This is a genomic window from Georgenia ruanii, from assembly GCF_009193175.1.
Taxonomy (GTDB): Bacteria; Actinomycetota; Actinomycetes; order Actinomycetales; family Actinomycetaceae; genus Georgenia; species Georgenia ruanii.
Genome location: NZ_VUKE01000004.1, coordinates 80,715 through 105,173 on the forward strand (window position 1 = coordinate 80,715; position 24,459 = coordinate 105,173).

14 protein-coding genes are annotated in these 24,459 nt (G+C 72.5%); 8 read left to right on the forward strand and 6 right to left on the reverse strand.

Annotated elements, in window-relative coordinates; all coding sequences use genetic code 11:
• Positions 1 to 63 precede the first annotated feature (63 nt).
• Positions 64 to 1,326, reverse strand: a complete 1,263-nt coding sequence (locus GD880_RS06030) for a polysaccharide biosynthesis protein (RefSeq protein ID WP_152230727.1) — start codon at positions 1,324 to 1,326, stop codon at positions 64 to 66.
• 193 nt (positions 1,327 to 1,519) lie between these two features.
• Between GD880_RS06030 and GD880_RS06035 the strand changes: the two genes are divergently transcribed.
• From GD880_RS06035 to GD880_RS06070, 8 genes are all read left to right on the forward strand, one after another.
• Positions 1,520 to 3,496, forward strand: a complete 1,977-nt coding sequence (locus GD880_RS06035; RefSeq protein WP_226909417.1) for an ABC transporter ATP-binding protein — start codon at positions 1,520 to 1,522, stop codon at positions 3,494 to 3,496.
• A gap of 223 nt (positions 3,497 to 3,719) precedes the next feature.
• Complete coding sequence (mfd, locus tag GD880_RS06040) at positions 3,720 to 7,337, forward strand: transcription-repair coupling factor (protein WP_152230728.1); 3,618 nt, start codon at positions 3,720 to 3,722, stop codon at positions 7,335 to 7,337.
• A gap of 215 nt (positions 7,338 to 7,552) precedes the next feature.
• Positions 7,553 to 8,158, forward strand: a complete 606-nt coding sequence (locus GD880_RS06045; RefSeq protein WP_152230729.1) for a hypothetical protein — start codon at positions 7,553 to 7,555, stop codon at positions 8,156 to 8,158.
• 97 nt (positions 8,159 to 8,255) lie between these two features.
• Positions 8,256 to 11,831, forward strand: a complete 3,576-nt coding sequence (locus tag GD880_RS06050) for a PKD domain-containing protein (protein WP_152230730.1) — start codon at positions 8,256 to 8,258, stop codon at positions 11,829 to 11,831.
• A gap of 168 nt (positions 11,832 to 11,999) precedes the next feature.
• Positions 12,000 to 12,740 (forward strand): CDP-alcohol phosphatidyltransferase family protein, encoded by a 741-nt coding sequence (locus GD880_RS06055; protein ID WP_152230731.1) that lies wholly within the window; start codon positions 12,000 to 12,002, stop codon positions 12,738 to 12,740.
• A gap of 43 nt (positions 12,741 to 12,783) precedes the next feature.
• A complete protein-coding gene (locus tag GD880_RS06060; RefSeq protein WP_193314385.1) occupies positions 12,784 to 14,001 on the forward strand; it encodes a GNAT family N-acetyltransferase in 1,218 nt (405 codons plus the stop codon).
• Between the two features lie 2 nt (positions 14,002 to 14,003).
• Positions 14,004 to 15,488 carry a glucosamine inositolphosphorylceramide transferase family protein gene (locus tag GD880_RS06065; RefSeq protein WP_152230733.1) on the forward strand — a complete coding sequence of 495 codons (1,485 nt, stop codon included), beginning with the start codon at positions 14,004 to 14,006 and terminating at the stop codon, positions 15,486 to 15,488.
• A 245-nt stretch (positions 15,489 to 15,733) separates the two neighbouring features.
• The gene (locus GD880_RS06070) at positions 15,734 to 17,089 is read left to right on the forward strand and encodes a sodium:proton antiporter (RefSeq protein WP_152230734.1); all 1,356 of its coding nucleotides are present in this window, start codon (positions 15,734 to 15,736) and stop codon (positions 17,087 to 17,089) included.
• A 63-nt stretch (positions 17,090 to 17,152) separates the two neighbouring features.
• On the opposite strand, the gene GD880_RS06075 is transcribed toward GD880_RS06070, so the two are convergent.
• The 5 genes from GD880_RS06075 to GD880_RS06090 all read right to left on the reverse strand — a co-directional run bounded on the left by GD880_RS06075 (position 17,153) and on the right by GD880_RS06090 (position 24,366).
• Positions 17,153 to 19,276: an Ig-like domain-containing protein gene (locus GD880_RS06075; protein ID WP_193314386.1), complete on the reverse strand. Its 2,124-nt coding sequence runs from the start codon at positions 19,274 to 19,276 to the stop codon at positions 17,153 to 17,155.
• Positions 19,277 to 19,362: 86 nt separating this feature from the next.
• On the reverse strand, positions 19,363 to 20,502 hold the full coding sequence (locus GD880_RS20275) for a metallophosphoesterase family protein (RefSeq protein ID WP_193314387.1): 1,140 nt from the start codon (positions 20,500 to 20,502) through the stop codon (positions 19,363 to 19,365).
• A complete protein-coding gene (locus tag GD880_RS06080) occupies positions 20,499 to 20,723 on the reverse strand; it encodes a hypothetical protein (RefSeq protein WP_152230736.1) in 225 nt (74 codons plus the stop codon). The genes GD880_RS20275 and GD880_RS06080 overlap by 4 nt, the downstream gene beginning before the upstream one ends.
• Complete coding sequence (locus GD880_RS06085; protein WP_152230737.1) at positions 20,704 to 21,279, reverse strand: hypothetical protein; 576 nt, start codon at positions 21,277 to 21,279, stop codon at positions 20,704 to 20,706. Before GD880_RS06085 ends, GD880_RS06080 begins: the two co-directional genes overlap by 20 nt.
• A 9-nt stretch (positions 21,280 to 21,288) precedes the next feature.
• Entirely contained in the window at positions 21,289 to 24,366 is a 3,078-nt protein-coding gene (locus tag GD880_RS06090) for a lipopolysaccharide biosynthesis protein (RefSeq protein WP_152230738.1), read from the reverse strand.
• Positions 24,367 to 24,459: the final 93 nt, after the last annotated feature.

Here is a 24,459-nt window from a genome sequence, read left to right on the forward strand (position 1 = left end):
CCCGCAACACGGAGGCGGGCTCGACCGCGGGCCGCTCCGGCAGCTCCAGCTGCGGCGCCTGCGTCACGCTGACACCTTCGCGGGTGCGGCGGCGCCCGTGCGGGCGTCCGGCCGCAGCAGGACCTGACGGCACAGCAGGCCGCCCGCGAAGGAGCCGACCGAGAGCAGCCAGGGCATCCAGTGCGTGCCCACGTTCGCTGCCATCAGCACGACCCCCACGAGGGCCAGGGCGAGCGCCGAGTCGGCGACGCGGATGAGCAGGACCCAGTGCTGCTTGCCCCGCACGGCGGCCAGGCTGCCGTATGGCAGGACCGCGGCGCACGACGCGGCGTAGCAGGCCCAGCCCAGCGCGGCGACCAGACTGAGCTGGTACCGGTCGGCCGTGAGCAGCGATCCCACCCGGGGCAGCAGCAGAGCGGCGGCCACGCCGACGGCGACAGAGCCCGCCAGCATGACCGTCGCCGCGCGATCCGCGCGGGCCAGCAGCGCTCGCGCACCCTGGGCGCGGTCGGCGGCGTAGGAGGAGAACAGGTACGACCCGAACCCCTGGACGAGCAGCATGGCGGGCGCCACGAAGACCCGGGCGGCTTCGAGCTCACCGACGGCCGCGGCCCCGCCGAGGACCAGCACCACCCAGCGGGCGGCGTTCAGCGTGGTCGGCCGGACGAACTGCTGCAACGCTCGCCACGAGCCGTACCGCACGACCGCCCCCCAATCGCCCCGGCCGCGGCGGGGGAGCCGGCGCTCGGCGGCGGGCAGTCGGGCCAGCGCGAGCAGTCCGGCCACCACCTGGCCGATCGCGAGGCCGGCGAGGAAGTGGTCGAGGCCCAGCGCCCCGACAAGCCTGGAGCCGAGCAGGAAGACGAGCATGGCGAGGAACCCGACGGAGTCGACGACCGGGAGGCTCCAGAACCGCAGGTTGGCCATCAGCAGACGCCGTCCCAGGTCGGCCCAGACGAAGGCGGTGAGCGCCACCGCGAACAGCGCCGCGGTGACCGCCGAGAACTGCCCGCGGGCGAGGACGAAGCCGGTCAGGCACAGGGCAGCGCCGAGGACCCAGCCGAGTCGGAACAGAGCCGTCCGGACCGGTGCGGCCTGCCGGTCCAGGACCGTGAGGGAATCGCCGACGAGGCCGGTGGTCAGCGCGGTCGCCATGACGATGACGCCGAACATCAGCGCGAAGGTCCCAAACCCTGCCGCACCAAGCTCCCGGCTGGCGCCGACCTGCAGGACGAAGCTGCTCAGCGCGAGAGTCGCCTGGCCGGCAAGCGCGCCGAAGGCCTGCAGGGGAAGGCGCGACAGGCCGGAGCGCAACCTCGACGGCATTGCCACCGCCTCTCTGCGGGATCGGGCAACGTCAGCATGCTGGTGCCACGGTAGACCTCGACCCGTAGGGACCGGGGCGGTCCGGGACGAAAGAATGGCCGCCGAGGCGCGTCCGCATCGTCCCCTCGGCAGAGATGCAGGTCAGAGGCGACCGATAGGGGGCCACCGGTTCCGAGGTGGGAGGATCGCCTCCATGGCAATGGCAGGCATGGGCGGAGCTCACATGGGCGGGCCGGGCGGCTTCGGCCGCACCCTCCGGCAGGACTCCTCGGTCAAGGATCACCGGCTTCGGCCCGGCACCACCCGCCGGGTCGTGCGCTACGCCGCCCCCTACCGCTACCAGATCGCGGCCTTCCTGGGCCTGGTCGTGCTGGCCGCTCTCATGGTGGTGGCGACCCCGCTGCTGCTCCAGCGCATCATCGACGACGGCGTGGCCACCGGCGACCGTCGGCTCGTCGTCGTGCTCGCGGCGCTCGTGGCCCTGGTCGCCGTCGCCGAGGCAGTCCTCACGCTCCTGCAGCGCTGGTTCTCCGCCCGCATCGGGGAGGGGCTGATCTACGACCTGCGCACCGACGTCTTCGCCCACGTGCAGGCACAGTCGGTGGCGTTCTTCACCCGCAGCCAGACCGGCTCGCTGGTCACCCGGCTGAACTCGGACGTCATCGGCGCCCAGCGGGCGTTCACCACCACCCTCTCCGGCGTGGTCTCGAACGTCATCTCGGTCGTCGTCGTCCTCGTGACCATGGTGGCGCTGTCCTGGCAGATCACGGTGGTCGCCCTCCTCGTGGTGCCCGTGCTGCTGCTGCCCGCCCGGCGGGTCGGGCGCAAGCTCGCCGCGCTGAACCGGCGCGGCATGGAGCTCAACGCCGAGCTGGGCAACCGGATGACCGAGCGGTTCAACGTGGCCGGGGCGCTGCTGGTCAAGCTGTTCGGCACGCCGGAGCGCGAGCAGGCGGAGTTCGCCGAGAGGGCCGGCGGGGTCCGGGACGTCGGCATCAAGACGGCGATGAGCAGCCGGGTGTTCTTCGCGGCCCTGGGCGCGATGGCGTCGCTCGCGACGGCTCTCGTCTACGGGGTGGGCGGGGTGCTGGCCATCGAGCAGGCGGTCACCGTCGGCACGCTGGTGGCGTTCGCCGGCCTGCTGGGCCGCCTGTACGGCCCCGTCACGGCGCTGAGCAACGTCCAGGTCGACGTCATGAGCGCGCTGGTCAGCTTCGAGCGGGTTTTCGAGGTGCTCGACCTGCGCCCGATGATCACGGACGCGCCGGACGCCGTCGATCTCCCGGACGGGCCGCTCTCGGTCGAGCTCGACGACGTGCGCTTCGCCTACCCCGGCGCCGACCGGGTGGGCCTGGCCTCGCTCGAGGGCGTCCCGGCGGTCGGGGTCGGGCACGGGGAGAACGGGGGCCGGTCGGCCCACGGCGACGGCATGGCGGGAAGCCCGACGACGGCGACCGCCGGCCCGCACGGCAACGGCGTCGACGAGGTGCTCAAGGGCGTGTCCCTGCGCGTCGAGCCCGGCACCATGCTCGCCCTCGTCGGCCCCTCCGGCGCGGGCAAGACGACCCTGTCGACGATGATCGCCCGGCTGTACGACCCGACGTCGGGCGCCGTGCGGGTGGGCGGGCTGGACCTGCGCCAGGTTCGCCAGGCCAGCCTCCACCGGGCGGTGGGCGTGGTCACCCAGGACGCGCACCTGTTCCACGACACCGTCCGGGCCAACCTCCTGTACGCCCGCCCCGAGGCGAGCGAGGAGGAGCTGTTCGCCGCGCTGCGGGCGGCGCACGTCGAGCCGCTCGTCCAGCGGCTGCCGGAGGGGCTGGACACCGTCGTGGGCGACCGCGGGCACCGACTCTCGGGCGGGGAGAAGCAGCGGGTGGCCATCGCCCGACTGCTGCTGCGCTCGCCGAGGGTGGTGGTGCTCGACGAGGCCACCGCGCACCTGGACTCGGAGTCCGAGGCCGCCGTCCAGCTCGCGCTGGACTCGGCGATGGTCGGGCGCACGTCGATCGTCATCGCGCACCGGCTCTCCACGGTCCGGAAGGCGGACTCCATCGCCGTCATCGAGGCCGGACGCGTCGTCGAGCAGGGGACGCACGCCGAGCTCCTCGGCGGTGGCGGGCTGTACGCGGAGCTGTACGAGACCCAGTTCGCCACCCAGGACGCGTGACACGGGCGGCCGGCGCCACCGCCGCGGCCGAGCGCCCGGTCCCCGGTTCGCCCTGCACGAACCCCGCTCGGCGCCTGGGCGCCGCCGACCGTAGACTCGTGCGCGGACCCCGCCCCCTCCGGGATGCGGGGCTCACGTGCTGCCCGCGCGGGGCCAGGTCCCGCCGTCGTGCTCCCGGCCGGAACGCGCAGCGCGCCGCCCACCGCCTGGCCCCGAAGGACTCATGAAGCTCACCGGACTGCTGCCCCTGCTGCGCACCGACCCCGCCGTCGAATCCGCCACCGAGATGGCCCGCCAGCCGGTGCTGGCCCCGCAGGTCGTGGTCAACGCCGCGGTCGGCGTGCGGGCCCCGCTGGTCGCCGAGCTCACCGCGGGGGAGCGGGGCCGCCCGGTCGTCGTGGTCACCGCCACCGGCCGCGAGGCCGACGAGGCCGCCGACGCGCTGCGCAACTTCCTGCCCGACGACGCCGTCGCGGTCTTCCCCGCGTGGGAGACCCTGCCGCACGAGCGGCTCTCGCCCCGCAGCGACACCGTCGCCAAGCGGCTGGCCGTGCTGCGCCGGCTCGCCCACCCCACCGCCGGCGGCCAGTCCGGGCCCATCGCCGTGCTCGTCATGCCGGTGCGCGCGCTGCTGCAGCCGGTGGTGCAGGGCCTGGGCGACCTCGAGCCGGTGTCCCTGGAGGTGGGGCAGGAGGCCGACCTCGAGGAGGTCGCCGCGGCCCTGGCCGCCGCGGCGTACACGCGCGTCGACATGGTCGAGCGGCGCGGGGAGTTCGCCGTGCGCGGCGGCATCCTCGACGTCTTCCCGCCCACCGAGAACCATCCCATGCGCATCGAGTTCTGGGGCGACACGGTCGAGGAGATCCGCTGGTTCGCCGTCGCCGACCAGCGCTCCCTCGAGCTCGCCGAGCACGGCCTGTGGGCGCCGCCCTCGCGTGAGCTGCTGCTCACCGAGAAGGTCCGCGCCCGCGCGCTGGCGCTGATCGAGGACCTGCCCGGCGCCGCCGAGATGCTCGAGAAGATGGGCAACGGCATCGCGGTGGAGGGCATGGAGTCCCTCGCCCCCGCGCTGGTCGACGGCATGCAGCCGGTGCTCGACCTCGTGCCCGACAACACCCTCGTGCTGCTCTCCGACCCCGAGAAGATCCGCCGCCGCGCCCACGACCTCGTCTCGACCACCGAGGAGTTCCTCGCCGCGGCCTGGACCTCCGCCGCCCAGGGCGGCAAGACCCCGCTGGACCTGCGCGCCGCCTCCTTCGCCGACCTCGCCGAGGCCCGCGCCCTCGCCCTGACCCGCGGCCTGGGCTGGTGGTCGCTCAGCTCGCTGCCCACCGACGCCGAGCTCGCCGAGCTGATGAACGACTCCGGCGACGACGTCGACAGCCTGGGGTCGGCCCTCGCCGTCGGCGCCCGCGACGTCGAGCGCTACAACGGCGACGTCGACAAGGCCCTCAAGGACCTCGCCGGCCTGGTCCACGACGGCTGGCGCCTCGTGCTCACCACCGAGGGCCCCGGGCCCGGCCGGCGCATGGCCGAGCAGCTCTCCGCCGCCGACGTGCCCGCCCGGGTGGTCGACGAGATCGCCCAGGAGCCGCCGTCGTCCGTGGTCCTCGTGACGACGGCGAGCAGCGGGCGCAGCTTCGTCGCCCCCGACCTCAAGCTCGCCCTGCTCGCCGAGGCCGACATCACCGGCCGCGCCGGCACCTCCACCCGCGACATGCGCCGCATGCCCTCGCGCCGGCGCAACGTCGTCGACCCGCTCGCGCTGCGCGCCGGGGACTACGTGGTCCACGAGCAGCACGGCGTGGGCCGCTTCGTCGAGCTCGTCCAGCGCACCGTCGGCGCCGGGGCGGACGCCACCACCCGCGAGTACCTCGTCATCGAGTACGCCAGCTCCAAGCGCGGCCAGCCCGGCGACCGCCTCTTCGTGCCCACCGACTCCCTCGACCAGGTCACGAAGTACACCGGCGGCGAGGCGCCCACGCTCAACAGGCTCGGCGGCTCGGACTGGTCGAAGACCAAGGCGAGCGCCAAGAAGGCGGTCAAGAAGATCGCCGCGGAGCTCATCCGGCTCTACGCCGCCCGGATGGCCACCAAGGGCCACGCCTTCGGCGCCGACACCCCCTGGCAGCGCGAGCTGGAGGAGGCCTTCCCCCACCAGGAGACCCCCGACCAGCTCGTCACCATCGACGAGGTCAAGGCCGACATGGAGAAGTCGACCCCGATGGATCGTCTCATCAGCGGCGACGTCGGCTACGGCAAGACCGAGATCGCGGTCCGTGCGGCGTTCAAGGCGGTCCAGGACGGCAAGCAGGTCGCGATCCTCGTGCCCACCACGCTGCTCGTCCAGCAGCATCTGGACACCTTCTCCGAGCGCTACGCCGGCTTCCCGATCACGGTCAAGGCGCTGTCCCGCTTCCAGACCGACGCCGAGGCGACGGCGGTGCGCGACGGCGTCAGCAAGGGCACCGTCGACGTCGTCATCGGCACCCACCGCCTGCTCACCGGGGAGGTCCGGTTCAAGGACCTGGGCCTGGTCATCATCGACGAGGAGCAGCGCTTCGGCGTCGAGCACAAGGAGACGCTCAAGCAGCTGCGCACCAACGTCGACGTGCTGTCGATGTCCGCCACCCCGATCCCGCGCACGCTGGAGATGGCCATCACCGGCATCCGGGAGATGTCCACGCTGGCCACCCCGCCGGAGGAGCGCCACCCGGTGCTCACCTTCGTCGGCGCCTACGAGGAGAAGCAGGTCGCCGCCGCCATCCGCCGCGAGCTGCTGCGCGAGGGCCAGGTCTTCTACGTGCACAACCGGGTCCAGTCGATCAACAAGGCCGCCGCCCACCTCGCCGAGCTGGTGCCGGAGGCCCGCGTCGGCGTCGCGCACGGGAAGATGAACGAGCACCAGCTCGAGAAGGTCATCCAGGACTTCTGGGACAAGGAGTTCGACGTCCTGGTCTGCACCACCATCGTCGAGACCGGCCTGGACATCTCCAACGCCAACACCCTGATCGTCGAGCGGGCCGACCAGCTCGGCCTGTCCCAGCTGCACCAGCTGCGCGGGCGGGTGGGGCGCGGCCGCGAGCGGGCCTACGCCTACTTCTTCTACCCCCCGGAGAAGCCGCTGACCGAGACGGCCCACGACCGCCTCGCGACCATCGCCGCCCACACCGACCTCGGCGCCGGCATCCAGGTGGCCATGAAGGACCTCGAGATCCGCGGCGCCGGCAACCTGCTCGGCGGGGAGCAGTCCGGACACATCGCCGGGGTCGGCTTCGACCTGTACGTGCGGATGGTCTCCGACGCCGTCGCGGAGTTCCGCGGCGAGAAGGAGACCGAGAAGGCCGACGTCAAGATCGAGCTGGCGGTCGACGCGCACGTGCCGCACGACTACATCGCCCACGAGCGGCTGCGCCTGGAGGCCTACGCCAAGATCGCCGCAGCCGCCGACGACGCCGCCATCGCCGCCGTGCGCGAGGAGCTCGTGGACCGCTACGGGCCCGTGCCCGAGCCGGTCGAGCGGCTCTTCGCCGTCGCCGCGCTGCGCGACAAGGCCCGCGAGGTGGGGCTCACCGACATCACCGCCCAGGGCAAGTACGTCCGCTTCGCCCCGGTGGAGCTGCCCGAGTCCGCCCAGCTGCGCCTCAAGCGGCTCTACCCCGGCACCGTGCTCAAGCCGGCGGTGCGCACGATCCTCGTGCCCTACCCGATGACCGCCCGCCTGGGCGGCAAGCCGCTCAAGGACGTCGCGCTGCTGGAGTGGGTCGGGCAGGTCATCGACGCGGTCCTCAAGGACTCCGTCGCCGCGGCCGCGACGGTGGGGGCGGCCTCGGCGCACTGACCGGCACGGGCCGCGACCGGGTGGCACGACCGCACCCGACCGCAAGATCTCCGCATCTCGGGCCAGGAGAGCCGCACGGCCGCGGCAATCGCCTCCGTCCGCGCATGCGCGCGCCCTAGCGTTCGGCCACGGCGCGCAGGGCGCCGGCCCGGACGCGAGGTGTGTGCGCAATGCAAGGAAGGCTACGCGGGCGGGCGCTCGGAGGACTCGCCGCCGTGATCGCGGCGCTCGCCGTCGTCGGCTGGGCACTCGGCGGAGGCGCCGACGAGCCGGCCCCCTCCAGCTCGGCCCCGTCCGCGGCGCCGACTGCCTCCGCGCCCGCCGCCCCACCCACGCAGATGCCGGACGGGGCGCCGATCCCGTCACCCAGCCCGGGGACGCCCAGCACCCTCGGCGCCGGCAGGACGGAACCCGTCGAGCCCGTCCCGACCAACCCGCCGGTCGGGTTGGACGAGACCGCCGACTTCGGAACCGGGCTCACCGTCAGCCTGACGGAGATCGTGCCCGTGCAGGGCGTGGCCCGCGCCCCCGGCGAGATCGCGGGCCCCGCCCTGGCGGTAACCGTCGAGGCGACGAACAGCTCGGCCGGGGCGCTCTCCCTCGACGGCGTGACCGTGTTCGTGTCCTACGGCCAGGACCGCACACCCGCCACCGACTTCGAGCAGGGCAGCGCGCCGCTGCGGGGCGACCTGGCCGCCGGGTCCTCCGCCACCGGGACGTATGTCTTCGCCGTGCCGGAGGACCGGCGCGACGACGTCCGTGTCGAGATCAGCTACACGGGTGCGGCGCCCACCGTGGCGTTCGGGGGCTCCGTTGACTGACCAGGCCACCGGATCCGCACGCGGCCATCGCCGCATGCACGCCCGCACGCCCCACGGCGTCCGGGTTCCAGCACTCAAGGATGTGGGGTTGACCGCCGTGGACACTTCCCGGAACCTGCCGGTGCGAGGCGTGCGGCAGCTCAGGCAGCGACTGGTCGCCGGGCTGGCCCTCGTGCTCGCCGTCGCGCTTCTCGGCCTCGGCGGACCGCCGACCGCACGGGCCGACACGAGACCGGCTGACCCCCAGGCCCCCACCACCCCGGTCACCGTGTCAGCGGACGACCTCCCCACGCCGCAGATCAACGGGGTGGTCTGGTCGATGGCGATGGTCGGCGACGTCGTGTACGTCGGCGGGAGCTTCTCGGAGGCGCGGCCGGCCGGTTCGGCACCGGGGCAGAACACGGTGCCGCGGTCGAACATGATGGCGTTCGACGTCACCACCGGCCAGATGACGTCCTTCGCGCCGACGTTCAACCAGCAGGTGCGGTCGATCGCGGTGTCCCCGGACAAGACCCGCCTCTACGTCGGCGGTGAGTTCACGACCGTCAACGGTCAGCCCCGTCAACGCCTGGCGGCCTTCGACGTCGCCACGGGCGCGCTGGTCCCCGGCTTCGCTCCGCCGATGGGCTACCACGTCGCCGCCATCGTGGCCACCAACACGACGGTGTACGCCGGCGGCTCGTTCAACGGCGTGGGCAGCGCGAGCCGTCAGAACCTTGCGGCGTTCAACGCGTCGAACGGGGCGTTGCTCGACTGGGCGCCGCAGGCCACCGGCGGCACCGTCGCGGCGCTCGCGATCAACCCCGAGGGCACCAAGGTCGCGGTCGGGGGCGGGTTCACCGCGCTCAACGGCTCGAGCAACCCCGGCTACGGGCTCGGCATGGTCGATGCGACCACCGGGGCAAGCCTGCCGTTCGCGGTCAACCAGTACGTTCGCAACGGCACCGTCGACGGCGCCATCGACACGCTCGCCACCGACGGTACGTACGTCTACGGCGGCGGCTGGACCTACGGCAAGAGCGGCGGCACCTGGGAAGGCACCTTCGCGGCGAGCTGGAACGCCGGGGAGGTCCGGTGGCTCGACGACTGCCACGGGGACACGTATGGCGTCTACCCCGTCGGCGACGTGGTGTACGGCGCGGGACACACCCACTACTGCGAGAACATCGACGGTGTGCGCCAGGGGGCCGGCGGCGTCGGCGACTATCCGTACTACCGGGCGATCGCTCTCGGTAAGGCGCCCACCGGCACCGGGTCCTGGGAGCCGGACCAGGGGCGCTACTACAGCTTCGAGGGCCAGCCGACCTCATCGCAGCTGGGCTGGTACCCCCAGTTCAACGCCGGCACCTTCACCGGCCAGTTCCAAGGCCCGTGGAGCGTGGTCGGCAACAGCGACTACGTCGTGTACGGGGGCGAGTTCACCCGGGTCAACGGCACCAGTCAGCAGGGGCTCACACGGTTCACCGTGAGCGGCAAGGCCCCCAACGCCAAGGGACCGACCTTGTTCGCCGCGACCTACCCCCTGAACGTGCGCTCGACGGGGGCCGGTCAGGTGCGGATCAGCTGGCGGACCAACGAGGACATCGACAACGAGTATCTGACCTACCGCGTCTACCGCGACACACAGAACGCGGCAGGGCTGATCCACACGCGCAGCGCCGCGGCGCGGTTCTGGAACCCCTACACGATGGGCGTGACCGACAGCGGACTCGCGCCGGGCTCGACGCACCAGTACCGCGTCGTCGTCACGGACCCCTTCGGGAACGTGGCCAACTCGCCGTGGACCAGCGTGACGGTGGCCTCGAGCGGCGCGGACAGCGCCTACGTCAAGGCGGTCTACGCCGGCCAACCGACGGACTACTGGCGGATGGGCGAGACCTCGGGGACCACGGCGGCCGACTCGGTCGGGTTCCACCCGCTCACCGCGGCCACCGGGATGAAGCGCACGTCGGCCGGCGCCATCAGGAACGACGGCGACGGCGCGGCCACCTTCGGCGGCACCAACACCGGCTGGGCCGCGACGACCACACCGGGCAACCCGCCCGACGTGTTCACGATCGAGACGTGGTTCAAGACGAGGACGACCGCGGGCGGTCGGCTGGTCGGGTGGAGCAACCGCAACACGCAGGGCAGCTCCAGCCGGCACGACCGGCAGCTCTACATGGACAACACCGGCCGCATCCACTTCGGCGTGAAGCCGAACGCCAGCAGGCTCGTGGTGAGCAGTCCCGGCCGCTACAACGACGGCGCCTGGCACCACGCCGTGGCCACGCTGTCCAAGAGCGGCATGCGGCTCTACCTCGACGGCAAGCAGGTGGGCGCGCGTACCGACGTCACCGTCGGGCAGCACCTCGCGATCGGCTACTGGCGCATCGGCGGCGACACGGTCAGCGGCTGGCCATCGGCGCCGACGAGCGGCTACTTCGCCGGTGACATCGACGAGATCGCGATCTACAAGACCGAGCTGTCCGCGGCCGACATCGCGGCGCACTACGCGGCGGGCACCGGCGGAGCGGCCCCCAACAGCGCTCCTGTCGCCGCCTTCGGCTTCGGGACGAGCGCGCTGACCGTCACGGTGGACGGCGCGGGCTCGAGCGACGCGGACGGGACGATCGCGTCGTACGCGTGGACGTTCGGCGACGGCGGCAGCGCCACGGGCGCCCAGGCCAGCCACGCCTACGCCGCGCCCGGCACCTACCGGGTCACGCTCACGGTCACCGACGACGCCGGGGCGAGCGGCACCCTCGCCAAGGACGTCACGGTCACCGCCCCGCCGAACGCCGACCCGACGGCCTCCTTCACCATGGCGCCGAACGGGCTGACGCTGGCGGTCGACGGCACGAACTCCTCCGACCCGGACGGCACGATCGCGTCATACGCCTGGACGTTCGGGGACGGCGGCACCGCCTCCGGGCCGACGGCGAGCCACACCTACGCCGTCACCGGCGCCTACGACGTCACGCTCACCGTCACGGACGACCGTGGCGCGACGAACACCCTGACGCAGAAGGCCGGCGTCAATGCCGAGACCACGCCGTTCGCGCTGGACGCCTTCGGACGCTCGGTCACCAACGGCTGGGGAAGTGCCGACCTCGGCGGTGCCTGGGCACGCACCGGGACCGCGTCGAACTTCGCGGTCACCAACGGGGTGGGGACGATCCGCATGGGCGCCCCTGGGGCCGGTCCCGCGGCGCAGCTGGCCGGGGTGTCCTCCAGCGGCACCGACGTTCGGGTCCGGGTCGGTGCCGACAAGGCGGCGACCGGGGGTGGCACCTACCTGACCGTGGAGCCCCGTCTCGTGTCCGGCGGCGATCGCTATTTCGCCGACATCAGGCAGCTGTCGACCGGTGAGGTCATGCTCATCCTCGGCCGGGCCGTGGGCGGCACGGAGACCAACCTGCAATCCAGGACGGTCGGCGGGCTCATGGTCGCGCCGGGCGACCTCGTCCAGGTGCGGGTGCAGGCGTTCGGGACCTCGCCGACGATCCTCCAGGCCAAGGTGTGGGCGACCGGCACCCCCGAGCCGGAGGCGTGGACGGCGTCGGTCACCGACTCGACGGCGGGGCTGCAGACCGCGGGCGGTGTCGGACTGCGGACGTATCTGTCCGGATCGGCCACCAACGCGCCGGTACTGGGCCTGTTCGACGACCTGTGGGCCGGACCGACGCCATGACGCGTGCCTGACGGGTCCGGAGTGGCGGGCCCGCACCGGACCGCAAGGTGTCCGCACGTCCGGCCGGTTCCACCGTGCGGCCGGGGCAATCGGGCCCGTCCGGGCGGGCAACCGCCTAGCGTGGCGGGCCATGGCGCGCACGGCGCCAGGCCACAACCCGGAGCGAGGATGGACGTCACGACGAGAAGCTTCACGGAGGCGGTACGCGCCCTCGGGGTCGCGCAGAAGTCCAACAGGGGCGCTCCGCTGTACTCCCGACTGGTCAACCGGCCGTTGGGGCGGATCCTCGCCGCCGCGGCGCACCAGGTCGGCCTGAGCCCCAACCAGGTCACCGGTGTCAGCGCGTGCTTCACCTTCACCGGCATCGCCTTGGTCGCCATGGTGCCACCGTCACCCGCGATGGCGGCGGTGATCGCGGTGCTGCTCGTCATCGGCTACGGCCTCGATTCGGCGGACGGGCAGCTCGCACGCCTGCTGGGCCGCGGTTCGCCGGCGGGGGAGTGGCTGGACCACGTCTGCGACAGCCTGAAGACGGCGACCATTCACCTCGCGGTAGTCGTCTCGCTGTATCGCTTCGCCGACCTCCCGACCGACCTTCTCCTCGTCGTTCCCCTCGCCTACAGCGCTCTCGACACGACGCTGTTCTTCGCCTTCATTCTCACCGAGCGCCTGCGCAAGCCGAGCGGACCGCGCCTGGCCACCGCCGACAGTTCGCGGCCCTCGGTGCTTCGCGCGATGCTCTCCGCCCCCACCGACTACGGGATCCTGTGCCTGGTCTTCTTCACCCTCGCCTGGCCGCACGTCTTCCTCGTCGCCTACGGGGTCATGCTGCTCGGCACCGCCGGCTACGCGCTGCTCGCCCTGCCCAAGTGGTACCGGGACGTCTCTCGCCTCCGTGAGGGGGCCTGAGATGGTGACGCCTGCCGACACGAGGTCGCCGGCGGTGGCGGAGGTGGCAACGACGCCGGCTCCCCCGACCGGGTACACGGTCCGGCGCGAGGATCAGTTCGACTTTCGCTCGTCCGAGTACGCCGACCTGTACGCCCGTGCCGACGCGACACCGTTCCAGCACGGCCTGTGGCTGCACACCCTGTACGAGGTGCTCGCTCCCCGTCGCGGCGCGCGCAGGCTGGTCGTCACCGTGCGCGACGCGGAGGGTCGCCTAGCGCTGGTGCTGCCGCTCACGCGCCGACGGCAGGGCCCGCTGCGGGTGGTCGAGTTCGCCGATCTCGGGGTGAGCGACTATGCCGCGCCGGTGCTCGACCCACGAGACGCTTCCGCCCTCCTCGGCGACGGTGGGCTCGCCCGGCAGATCCGCGCGGCCCTGGGGAGGTTCGACCTGCTGCGGATCGAGCGCGTCGCGAGCTCGCCCGACACCCTCGTGTCGCTGCTCGCCGGGGCCAGGGCGCGGCGCCACGCGTACCACACCCACCTGGTCGACCTTCCCGGCACGGTCGACGGCTGGTACGAGGGGCTCGATCCGCATTTCGTCAGGCACCTGGCGCGCGCGTACAAGCGGCTCCGACCCAAGGGGGACCGCCGGCTGCGGCGCATCACCGACCCGGCCGAGGTCGAGCCGCTGATGGAGCGGATGCGCCACTTCCGCGCCGCTCGTTTCGCCGGCCGGCGCGGCGTCGACCTCCTCCAGGACGACGCCTGCGACGCGTTCTACCGTGCCGCCGCACGCGAGAGCGTGACGGACTTCCTCGGACGCCTGGTCGCGCTGGAGGTGGCCGGCGAGCCGGTGGCCGTGGCCTTCGGCCTGGCGGACCACACCTCGGAGCTGTTCATGCTGGTCGGCTATGACGTGGAGCGGCTAGCACGCTGCTCGCTGGGCCAGCTGATCGTCGACGAGCTGGTCCGAGATGCCATCGGCCGCGGCCAGCGCCACTTCGACCTCACGGTCGGCGACGAGCCGTACAAGGCAGACTTTGGCGCCCGACCGAGGCCGCTGTTCGAGGTCCGGCTGCGGCGGACACCGGTCGGCGCAGTCGGAGTGCTCGCGCGAGACGCCTACCTCGGGGCTCGCCGGGTCGCCAAGCGGGTGCTGCTGGCTCGCGAGGCGCGCCGGCAGGCCAAGGAGCAGCAACCCGGGCAGGCACGACCGGCCGGGCAGGGGAAGAAGCGGGCTGCTCCGGGCGCCCAGGCGCCTCGCGAACCGAGGGGGTAAGGGTGCGTCTTGCAGTCCGGCTCGACCGTCGCTCCCTTCGCCGGTGGCATCTCGAGCTCGTCTCCGCGCTCGCCGGACGGGAAGATCTCCAGGTCGGGGTGCGGTGGTACGACGGCCCCTCCCGCCCCGTCGCACCGGAGGTCGAGCGGCTCTTCGCGCTCGAACAGGTCCTGCACCGGCTGCCACGCGGTCGCTCGGCGACGGTGTCCGCGCATCTCTTCGGCCCCTACCGCGACGGCTGGCCGCACCCGGAGGTGGTGCTCGACCTCGTCGGTGTGGCGGACGCGGACGTCCGCACGTGGCACCTGACCTTCGATGGCGGCACCGGCGAGGAGGCGCTCCTGGCCGCCCTGCTGGCCGGCCGGGCACCGGTGGTGCGCGTCGTCGACGCCGCGGCTGGCCGTGTCCTCGCCGCCGGCCGCCCGGGCAGCGAGAACCCGGCGGTGACCGTGGCCGCGTTCGAGGACGTCCTGGCGGGGTGCACGCAGCTGCTCCATGCGGCACTCGACGGTGACGGAGCGGCGCACATCGAGGACGGCGAGCACCTCCAGGTCCGACACGTCCCGCTCGTCCGGCGCGCCGGGCGGCTCGTCGCCCGGGCAGCCGTGCACCGCGCCTACCGGCTGCTGTACCGGGCACCGCACTGGCGGGTGGGCTGGCGGCGCGTCGACGACGGGCCCGACGTCATCGACCTGGGCGGGCACCCGCCATCAGGGTGGCGGGAGCTTCCGGACGACGGGTGGCACTTCTACGCCGACCCGTTTCCGATCCGGGTCGGGGACGCGACCTACCTGTTCGTCGAGGATTTCGACCATCGCCTCGGCCGGGGGGTCATCTCGGTGGTCGAGTTCGGCCGCGACGGTCCGAGGGGCACCCCGTGGCCGGTGCTGGAGCACGATGCCCACCTGTCCTACCCGTTCGTGCTGCAGGACGGTGGACAGGTGTGGATGATTCCCGAGACCTCGGGCGCGGGGACTGTCGAGCTGTACCGCGCGACCCGGTTCCCCGCGGGGTGGACCCTGGAGGAGGTTCTGCTCGAGGGGATGGAGGTCAGCGACGCCACTCCCTTCCGCCACGGCGGGCGGTGGTGGCTCAGTGCCACGGTGCGCAACGGCGGCTCGTACTCCGATGCGCTCCACCTGTGGTCGGCCGAGCGCCTGCAGGGCCCGTGGTCGCCCCACTCTCGCAACCCGGTGCTCGTCGACATCGCCGCGGCCCGTCCCGCCGGCCGGGTGGTCAGCCGACACGGCCGGCTGATCCGGCCGGTCCAGGATGGTCGCCGGGGGTATGGCGCCGCCCTCGCCCTGGCAGAGGTCACCCGCCTCGACGACGACGCGTTCGAGCAGCGTGTCATCGCAACGATCGGACCGGGGCCGCGCTGGCCCGGTCATCGCCTCCACACGCTGAACCGCGCAGGCTGGCTGGAGGTCATCGACGGCTCCGCCTTCTCCCCGCGATATCGGCACCTGCCGCGTCCCGTCCGCTGAAGGTCGCGTCGGTGCCATCTCGGTCTGCGGGCGGCATGCTGGTGTCGTGGTCGCGCCTCGGGCGTGGCGCCCACCCGAGGCAACGGATGGACATTTTTCGGACGGCGGCCGGGGTGCGGATATAACGGTGGCGGAGCGAACCGCGCGGCGGCGCCGCTTCGCCGACCACCGACCGTGCACGGGCCCGTCCGGGCGTCGTCATGCCCTGCGGTGGCGGCATGACGTCGTGACCGAGAGGTGTGCAGATGGAGCTGGGCGAGCAGCTGCCCGTGTGGAGCATCATCCCGTTCGTCGGGATGCTGCTGTCCATCGCCGTCGTGCCGCTGGTGAACGCCCACTGGTGGGAGCGCCACCAGGGCAAGGTCTCGGCCTTCTGGGCGCTGGCCTTCTTCGTGCCGTTCCTCGTCGGCTTCGGCCCCGCGGTGGCACTCACCCACGGCGCCGAGGTCCTGCTGCTGGACTACCTGCCCTTCATCATCCTCATCCTGGGGCTGTTCGCCGTCACCGGCGGCATCGTCGTGCGCGGCTCGCTCTCGGGCACGCCCAAGGTCAACGTCGTCCTGCTGCTCGTCGGCACGCTGCTCGCCAGCTGGATCGGCACGACCGGGGCGGCCATGGTGATGATCCGTCCCCTGCTGCGGGCGAACGCCTGGCGGCGGCACCGCGTCCACCAGGTCGTCTTCTTCATCTTCCTCGTCGCCAACATCGGCGGGGCGCTGACCCCGATCGGCGACCCGCCGCTGTTCCTCGGGTTCCTGCGCGGCGTGCCGTTCTTCTGGACGATGCACCTGCTCGGCCCGGTGCTCCTCAACACCGCCGTGCTGCTCGTGGTCTTCTACCTCATCGACTCCCGCCTCATGCGGCGCGAGGGGCCGCACCCGGAGCACACCGGCGAGCGGGTGCGGGTGGACGGCCTCCACAACGTCGTCTTCCTGCTCATGATCGTCGGCGCCGTCATCCTCTCCGGTGCCCTGGCCCAGCAGCCGCTGTTCATGGACACGGCCACCGGGGAGGCCCGCGGCATCACGCTGGTCACCACCGCCGAGGGCCACGTGACCGTGCCGACCCTCGGCCTCCTGCGGGACGCCGTCATCCTCCTGGCCGCCCTGCTCGCCTTCCGCGGCACCCGTCGCGAGCTGCGCGCCGCCAACGGCTTCACCTGGGGGCCCATCCAGGAGGTGGCGATCCTCTTCGCGGGCATCTTCGTGACGATGATCCCCGCGCTGGCCATCCTCCAGGCCCGCGGCGGCGAGCTCGGCGTGACGAGCCCGGCCGCGTTCTTCTGGGCCACCGGCGCCCTGTCGAGCGTCCTCGACAACGCCCCGACCTATCTCGTCTTCCTGACCACCGCCGCCAGCCTCGGCGCCACCAGCGGGGTGGCGACGACCCTGGGCGTCATCGACCCCCACCTCCTCATGGCGGTCTCCGCGGGCGCGGTGTTCATGGGGGCGAACACCTACATCGGCAACGCCCCGAACTTCATGGTCCGCTCGATCGCCGTCGAGGCCGGGGTCCGGATGCCCAGCTTCCTCGGCTACATGCGCTGGTCCCTCGGCGTGCTCATCCCGCTCTTCGTCCTCGACACCCTCCTGTTCTTCTAGGCCGGTTCCCGTCCGCCCGTGCCGCGACCCTGCCGGAAGCCGGGTACCGCGGCGGAAGGCTCGTCAGGAGAAGGTGAGGACGAGCTCGGGTCTGCCGGTGCTTGCCTCGCGCGAGGCGAACACCACGGCGTCGGTGCTCGGGGAGTCCAGAGCAAGCGACAGCACCGAGCCCAGCTGTCCGCTCAGGGCGGGCACCGCGAGCGGAATCTCGTACGCGGTGTTGACCGTCGTCTTCGCCAGGCTGCCGACGGTCGTCGTCGGGGCCGGCCTGTTGGTGTAGGTGAGCCCCGTCTCCGTCCAGCTGTTGTCCGCCACGAGCTTCACGTCCTGCCTGCCGGTGGAGCTGTTGTCGCCGACGGTGAGACGGAGCGTGGCACCCGTCAACGTGCGACCGGCGTAGGCGCTCAGGTCGAACTTGAGGTAGGTGACGTCCACCGGGCTGGCGTCGACGCTGAGGATGGCGGTCGTCCCGAGGTTCTTCGTGGGGCTGGAGCTGCGGACGTAGGCGTCGGCGATCGGGACGACCGCGGCCGTCGACGGTGGTGGCGTCGAGGAGCTCGTCGTGAACGACCACTTCTTGTCCGCCGCCAGGGCGTTTCCGGCCAGGTCCTTGACGCCGCCCGACCCGCCGCGCACCGTCACGGTGTATCGGGTGCCAGCCGCCAGCGCGCTTCCCGGAGTCAGCGTCGCCGTCTGGTCGGCCGCCGCGACGCTCGCGGGCACCGTGCCGGCCGGTCCGGCGAGCGTGACGGTTGAGCTGCTCACCGTCGCGGGGTTGATCGGCTCCGAGAACGTCGCGGTCACGGGGGTGGACCGGCTCACCCCGGTCGCCCCGTCCGCGGGAGCGACGGCGGTCACCGTCGGGGGAGTGGTGTCGGCGGGGGCGCCTCCGAGGGGGAGATAGGCGTGCACGTAGTAGCGCGTGCTGTCATCGCCGGCGAGGATGAGGAGGCCCGATTTCGACGACACCGACTGCTTGGTGGAGGTGACGTTGTTGATCTTCGGGTCGGCGGCGCTCTTGATGACGGGGGTGCCGAGGCCCGACGGGAAGCCAGAGCTCAGGTCGAAGGGCACGCTCTTGGAGTAGACGATGCCGCCGCTGCAGCATGGCCCCGCCGCGAAGGTGTAGGCGCGCGAGTTCGTGGTGTCCAGGACGACGATCGCGCGGGTGACGTTCTCCGCCACTGTCCACGCGACCCGGGAGGTGTAGGCGGCGGTGGCGATGTCGAACTTGTAGAGCATGATCAGCGGATCACCCGGCTTGGCGTTGGAGCCGTCGTTCAACGAGGTCTTGACCACGGCGAAGACCTTGCCGCTGGCGGCGTCGACCGACTTGATGTTGAGGTGGTCGTCGGCGCAGCGGGGCTGGTCGCACAGGGCTTCCTTCCGCTGCCAGCTGCCGGCGGAGTCGTCGGTCCCGTCGGTGTGCGTGGCGAAGTACAGGCGCTGGTCGAGCTGGTTGCTCCACAGCACGCCGATCTTTCCGCCGGTGGCGACGAGGGTGGCGATGTCGTCGGACTTGAGGTTGTTCGCGCCGGCGACCGGGAGCTCGTACGGGGCGATCCACTTGGTGTCGCTCGTGGTGGTGTGGGTGACGTAGACGGTCCGCCCGGTTCCTCTCGTGTCGGTGAAGACCACCCACAGCTTGCCGGTGCTGTCCTTGTCCAGGACGGCCGACTCGACCTTCCTCGTGGCGGCGGTGACCGGGAACCCCGAGTCGATCGAGTAGGTCTTTCTCGCCGCGTCGTAGCTCAGCCGGGTGAAGCCCACGCGCACGTCCGCCAGGGACGAGGTGTCCTTGACGTGGAAGATGACGTAGAGCTTGCTGCCGTCCCACAAGGTGTCGGCCTGCACCGGCTTCCGGGTCTCCAGGGACGTTCCCGTGGTGGACCAGCTCTGGGAGGCGACGTCGAACTTGTAGATCTCCCACTGCTTGGACGTCGCGTTGTACAGCACTCCCCACCAGCTGTTGTCGTTGTACCAGAGCTTGCTCTGCGGCTTGTCGCCCGTGGGGGCGGAGATCGAACTGCCGTAGGAGAAGTCCCGATAGCCGGCCTCGACCGGTTCGGCGCTGGCCGGCGGCGACTGCAGGGCGCTCAACAGCGAGGACAGCAACAGGAGGACCAGCGCGTAGGGGAGCCATCGGCCGCGCGTGCGGGCGTGGCCGTGCAGGGCTGTCGACGTCATGGGACTTCTCTCTCGCTCGTTCGGGCGGATGGGTGTGCCGTGTCCGGTGCGGACACGCTGTGTGGTGGGGGAATCGCTTGGCGGCTTCACAGCTGGTCCACGGGCCACCTCCGGAGCCGAGCCCGGCGGGCGGCCGCGTCGATGTGGACCCACGTCGGATGGTTCTGCCCGTGGGCGGCCGCCTCGCACCCCCTGGTGAACGGCGACCACGTGCCCGTGTTGAGGTAGAGCGGTCCCTCGCCGGTCGGCGTCGTCGCGCTGCTGATCACCGCCCGGCGAGCCTCGTGGGTGTGCCCGAAGACGTAGAACGGGGTGCCGAGCCCGTGGGAGGCGAGGACGGCGTGCACCCGTGAGGCGCTGCGCGACATGTAGTCCAGGTGCCCGGCCGCGTCGCCGAGCGCCAGGACCCGCCGTGCCACGCGCCCGACGGCGGAGAAGGTCCCCGACGACGACACCGCGTCGAGCTCGCGCAAGACCTGGGCGGGGAGGCCCACCACCGCCGAGTACTCCTCCAGGAACTGCGCGGCGTAGGTGGCGCGGGCTCGAGCGCTGTCCGACGTCGCCGTTGCCAGGAGCGCCGACGCGGCCAGGACGGGCAGCGCCATGCCCACGGCCGCGGCGGAGATCGTCCCGCGCTCGCGGGCGCGGTGCAGCCGGCCGAGGACCGCCGCCGGCGTCCGTGCGCCTCCGGTGGCCAGGCGGTCCGCCTGGCCGAGGAGCCCGCCGACCCGGTTGATGTCGTGGTGCTGGCTGCCGTGCTCGGCGTGGACGAGGCCGGGGACGTGGTAGATCCACGGGTGGAAGGTGAGCCGCCCGTCGCCCGGCGCGTCGAGGCGCTCGGCGACGGCCCGCTGGACGTCGGCGTGCATGAGCTCGAAGTCGTGGTTGCCCGCGACGACGTCGACGCCGATGCCGGTCCGCAGCAGCTGGCGCAGGGCCGCCGTCGAGGCCGGAGCGCACCGTTCTGCGCGGTCGAGGACGGCGGTGGCGCGCCGCGCGGGTGCGCCGGTGTCGCGCCTGGTGCGCCGGGGTGCTGCGGCGGGGAAGTCGAAGAGGTCCCCCAGGATGACCAGGCGCCACGGCGCGCGCCGGCGCGCCTGGGCGTGGGTGACCGCCGTCAGGAACTCCCCGAACGCCTGGTCGTGCGGCGAGGCCATTGCGTCGTACGCGCCCAGGTGCAGGTCGCTGACGAAGACCAGGTCCACGGTCGCCGGGCGGGCGGTCACAGGATGTCCAGGACCAGGAGGGTGGCGGAGAGGGTGGTGAGGGCCAGCGAGACGTACACCACACGCCGCCGGTGCGATCGGCTGGGGTTCAGGTGGGCGCGCCGGTGCCGCCCGAGCAGCTCCACCTCTCCGAGCACCATGGTGACGATGAGCAGCACCGCCGCGACCAGCCCGGTCGCGCGCACGAGCGCCTCGGCGAGGTCACTGAGATGAAAGGGCATGCCTGCCTCCACCCGCGGTGACGACGGCGCGAAGGTGCGGGACGATCGCGACGGCGGACGTGAGCACAGCGAGGACCGCCAGGCACCCTCCCGGCGACCACACCCCCGCGTACATCGCCACCATGGCGGTCGCCTCGTCGAGCACCAGGCTCGTCGCGACGGCGAGGGCGAGGACGGCGAGACGCGAAGGGATGCGGATGAGCCGGATGACGGCCAGTCCGGGCCCCACGAGCAGGAAGGGCAGGGTGAGGACGGCCCGCAGAGGCGGTGGCGCCGGCACCGCGTACGCGGCCACGGCCAGCGCCGCAGCCGTGACGAGGGCCGCGCTCATGGCCACGTGGCCGTCGGTGAGGAGGCGCCGCCACCCCAGGCCGGCAGGACGCATGTCGGCACCGCCGCCGGAGCCGGTGGCGGGGGCCGCGGAGGCGGTGACCGCCGTCCCGCCGTCGATGGTCCCGCCGTCGACCGTTCCGCCGTCGACCGTTCCGCGGTCGACCGGCCCGCCCGCGGCGAGGGGCTCGCGGTGTCTCGTGCTGCCGCTCCCTGGTTCATCCATGGGGAACTCCTATCCCGTCGCCGATGCGTACAGCCGCCCGTCGGGGTCGGCATAGACCAGCCGCCACCCGTAGCGGTCCTGGAGCTCTGCCTCGACCGCGGCTGCGGTGCCGCGGCTGATGCCGCCGAAGAGCTCGTTCTGGGCCTCCTGGCTGCGGGTGACGACGAACCAGCCGCCGGTGGGCGAGTCGTTCGCCAAGGAGGACATGTGGGCGGCGAGCTCGCGGGGATCGGCGCTGTCTCCGCCCATGTTGTCGAGGATGCGGTACTTGTGGTCCGCGTACTCCTGGCTCTTCCACGGCACGTTGCTCGCGAGGGCGAAGAGGTAGGAGCCGGGCTCGGCCGCGGCGTACATGCGGGACACCACGGCGACCTCCGCAGGGCTGAACTGGTCCAGGCGTGCGTTGCCGTAGCGGCTGACGACCAGTGCCGGGGCCAGCACCGCCGTGACGGCGACCACCGCCACTGCCAGGCTCCATCCCCGCGAGGTGGGCCGCCGGGCCGCCGGCAGCAGCGCCGCGGCAGCCAGGAAGGCCACGAAGGGCAGCGAGAAGAAGTAGCAGCGGAGGAGCATCTCCCCGCCGTAGGGCTGCAGGGGGAGCAGCAGGTAGGCCACACCGGCGAGCGTGGCGGCGGTGCCGTCCCATCGTCCGCGTGCCATCCGCCGGATCAGGCCGGCGACGCCGAGCAGGCAGATGAGGAACGCGAGGCCGAGGCGAACCTTCACCACCAGCAGGTGCCCCGCGCTTCCCCCGATCCGCTCCCACACGTTGGCGTTGGTCGCCGTCTGGAGGTCGCCCACATCGCTGAGCAGAACCGGAAGGTGGCCGGAGATGTAGGCGGTGGCCGCGAACAGCACCCACGCACCCGTCGCGACCGCCGTGACGGCGGCCAGCACCCGGACGCTCCTGCCGTGCAGGAGTGCCAGTCCCGCGAGCGCGATGAGGAGGGCAAAGGGCGTCAGCTGGTGGCTGGGGGCCGTCGCCGTCACCAGGACGGCGACCACGACGAAGAGGGGGCCCTTGGCGGACCGCGGCAGCGGGACCCGGGAGACGCCCGCGTCCGCGAACGCGCGGAACCGCGCCAGCGGGTCCCGGGCGTCGGTCCTCGCCCGCCCGTCGGGCGACGGGTGCCAGAACCAGTGGAGCACGATCGCCAGCACGGTGAGGTACAGCAGGTAGGTGTAGCTCTGGGGCGCGAAGTAGTCCTGGTTCGGCCACTGCGCGAGGTAGTAGATCCACACGGTCAGCCAGACCCGCCGGCGATCCGTCGTCAGCGCCCGCACCAGGAGCAGCAGGGGCGCCAGGAACAGCAGATTCGCGTACAGGGGGGCGAGCGGGGTGAGCGACAGCGGCGTGCGGAACCCCGCGACCTCGCTCAGCAGCGCGCCGAGCATGAAGAAGCCGGGCCAGTTGAAGTACGCGTCGATGCGGGGGTCGGGGGCACCCGTGCGCGCGAGGTTGTCGACGATGCCGGCGTGGCGGAAGGAGACGTTCAGCCGGGGGACGTCAGACGCGAAGACCGTGATCCCCAGCAAGGCGACGACCAGCGCGACCACGCAGGCTCCGAGCAGCCACTCCGGGGTGGACGAACGCGTCAGGAGCACGCCGAAGACGACGGTCAGGGCCGCGAGACCGGCCCAGAAGGTCCAGGGAAGGAGGCCGATGATGCCCACGTCGGTGGCGGCACGCAGGTCCAGGGACGCGGAGGCATGGACGCACAGCGCCAGCGACGCGGCGATGGCGATCAGCGCCGCAGCGGGCACGGGTGGGAGACGCCGCGGCCACGCCCGGACCGGCGGGGGAGGTCGCCGGTGCGGGGTGGCCGGCGCCGGCGTGACTGCCGGGCGGTGATCGCCCTCCGGGGGCGTCGTCACGAGCTCGGCCGTCCGGGGCGCCGGCTCCGCGACTCGGGCACCGCCCATCAGCGTGAGCAGCCGGACGCCCGCCCACGCAGCGGCCAGGCACTGCACGGCCACCCACGCGACCGCCATCCCGACCAGTCCGTGTGCCGCGCCCGTGAGGGCGGTGGCAGCCACCGCCGCGGTGGCCGAGACGATGCCGAGGACCAGTGCCTCGCGCATCCGGCCGAGCGCCCGTGCCACGGAGAAGAACGTCTGGACGATGGTGATGGGAACCACGGCGACCAGGAGGATGCGCAGCGGCCACGCTCCGGCGTCGGCGTAGCCCGGGCCGAGCAGGGAGAGCACCGGCCCGGCGGCGACGGCCAGGACGAGGCTGCACGGCACCCCGAGCTTGAGCGACCAGCGGAGCGAACCATTCACGATGCGCCGGACCGCGTCCGGGTCCCGGGCCGCCTCGGCGAAGGTGGCGATGCCCACCGAGACGGGCATGACGTAGATGGCCCAGGCCATCATCCACACCGGGTACCAGTACGCCGTCGCCGCCGGGGACAGCAGCCCGGTCACGAGGATGGGAAGCAGGAGCCCCGGCACGCGCTCCGACAGCGTCAGGACATGGTTGGGCACGCCCTGACGGAGCAGGAGCGAGGCCACGGGCCGAGTGAGCCTCGGACGGTAGACGTACCCGATGGAGCGCCGCAGCTGCCAGGCCCCCACGAGCGACACGCTCGCGGCACCGACCACCCAGCAGAGGAACAGGTCGATGGCGGTGACCTCGGTCATCGTCCGCAGCAGCAGGATCGCGCCGATGGTGAGCACGGATCCGGTGGTGTTCCTCGTGAGCACCTGGGTGCCCTTGCGCAGCGCCATGGAGATCTGGTCCAGCAGCACACCGATGGTGCCCAGGAGGGCCATCACCAGGAACATGCCGAGGAACAGCGGGTCGGAGACGACGGCGGTCAGATCCTCCGTGACGCGGCCGCTGACCACGAGAAAGATCACCGCCGCACCCACGGACGCGGTCGTCACGAGCGTGATGGCCGTGTCCAGAAGGGCCCGGGGCGCGGCCGCGAACCTGGGGAGAGACCGGATGCAGGCGGCACCGACGCCCAGCAGTGCGAGCTGCGAGCACAGCATCACGCCGCTGACCATCGCCGCCGCCAGGCCGACGTTCTCGGCCGAGGCCGTGCGCGCGGCGAGGAGCCAGAACAGGAAGCCGCTCCCCATCTGGGCGACCTTCCCCGAGATGAGTCCCAGCGAGCTTCCGCGGAGGGAGTTTCCCCAGCTCGAGGCGGTCGCGACCGGCGCCCTTCTCCGTGC

Excerpts from the sequence above, each read along its gene's own strand:
- GD880_RS06075 (WP_193314386.1), bottom strand. The coding sequence starts at position 19,276 with ATGACGTCGACAGCCCTGCACGGCCACGCCCGCACGCGCGGCCGATGG.
- GD880_RS06085 (WP_152230737.1), bottom strand. The coding sequence starts at position 21,279 with ATGGATGAACCAGGGAGCGGCAGCACGAGACACCGCGAGCCCCTCGCC.
- mfd (WP_152230728.1), top strand. The coding sequence starts at position 3,720 with ATGAAGCTCACCGGACTGCTGCCCCTGCTGCGCACCGACCCCGCCGTC.
- GD880_RS06035 (WP_226909417.1), top strand. The coding sequence starts at position 1,520 with ATGGCAATGGCAGGCATGGGCGGAGCTCACATGGGCGGGCCGGGCGGC.
- GD880_RS06030 (WP_152230727.1), bottom strand. The coding sequence starts at position 1,326 with ATGCCGTCGAGGTTGCGCTCCGGCCTGTCGCGCCTTCCCCTGCAGGCC.
- GD880_RS06070 (WP_152230734.1), top strand. The coding sequence starts at position 15,734 with ATGGAGCTGGGCGAGCAGCTGCCCGTGTGGAGCATCATCCCGTTCGTC.
- GD880_RS06055 (WP_152230731.1), top strand. The coding sequence starts at position 12,000 with ATGGACGTCACGACGAGAAGCTTCACGGAGGCGGTACGCGCCCTCGGG.
- GD880_RS06090 (WP_152230738.1), bottom strand. The coding sequence starts at position 24,366 with ATGGGGAGCGGCTTCCTGTTCTGGCTCCTCGCCGCGCGCACGGCCTCG.
- GD880_RS06080 (WP_152230736.1), bottom strand. The coding sequence starts at position 20,723 with ATGCCCTTTCATCTCAGTGACCTCGCCGAGGCGCTCGTGCGCGCGACC.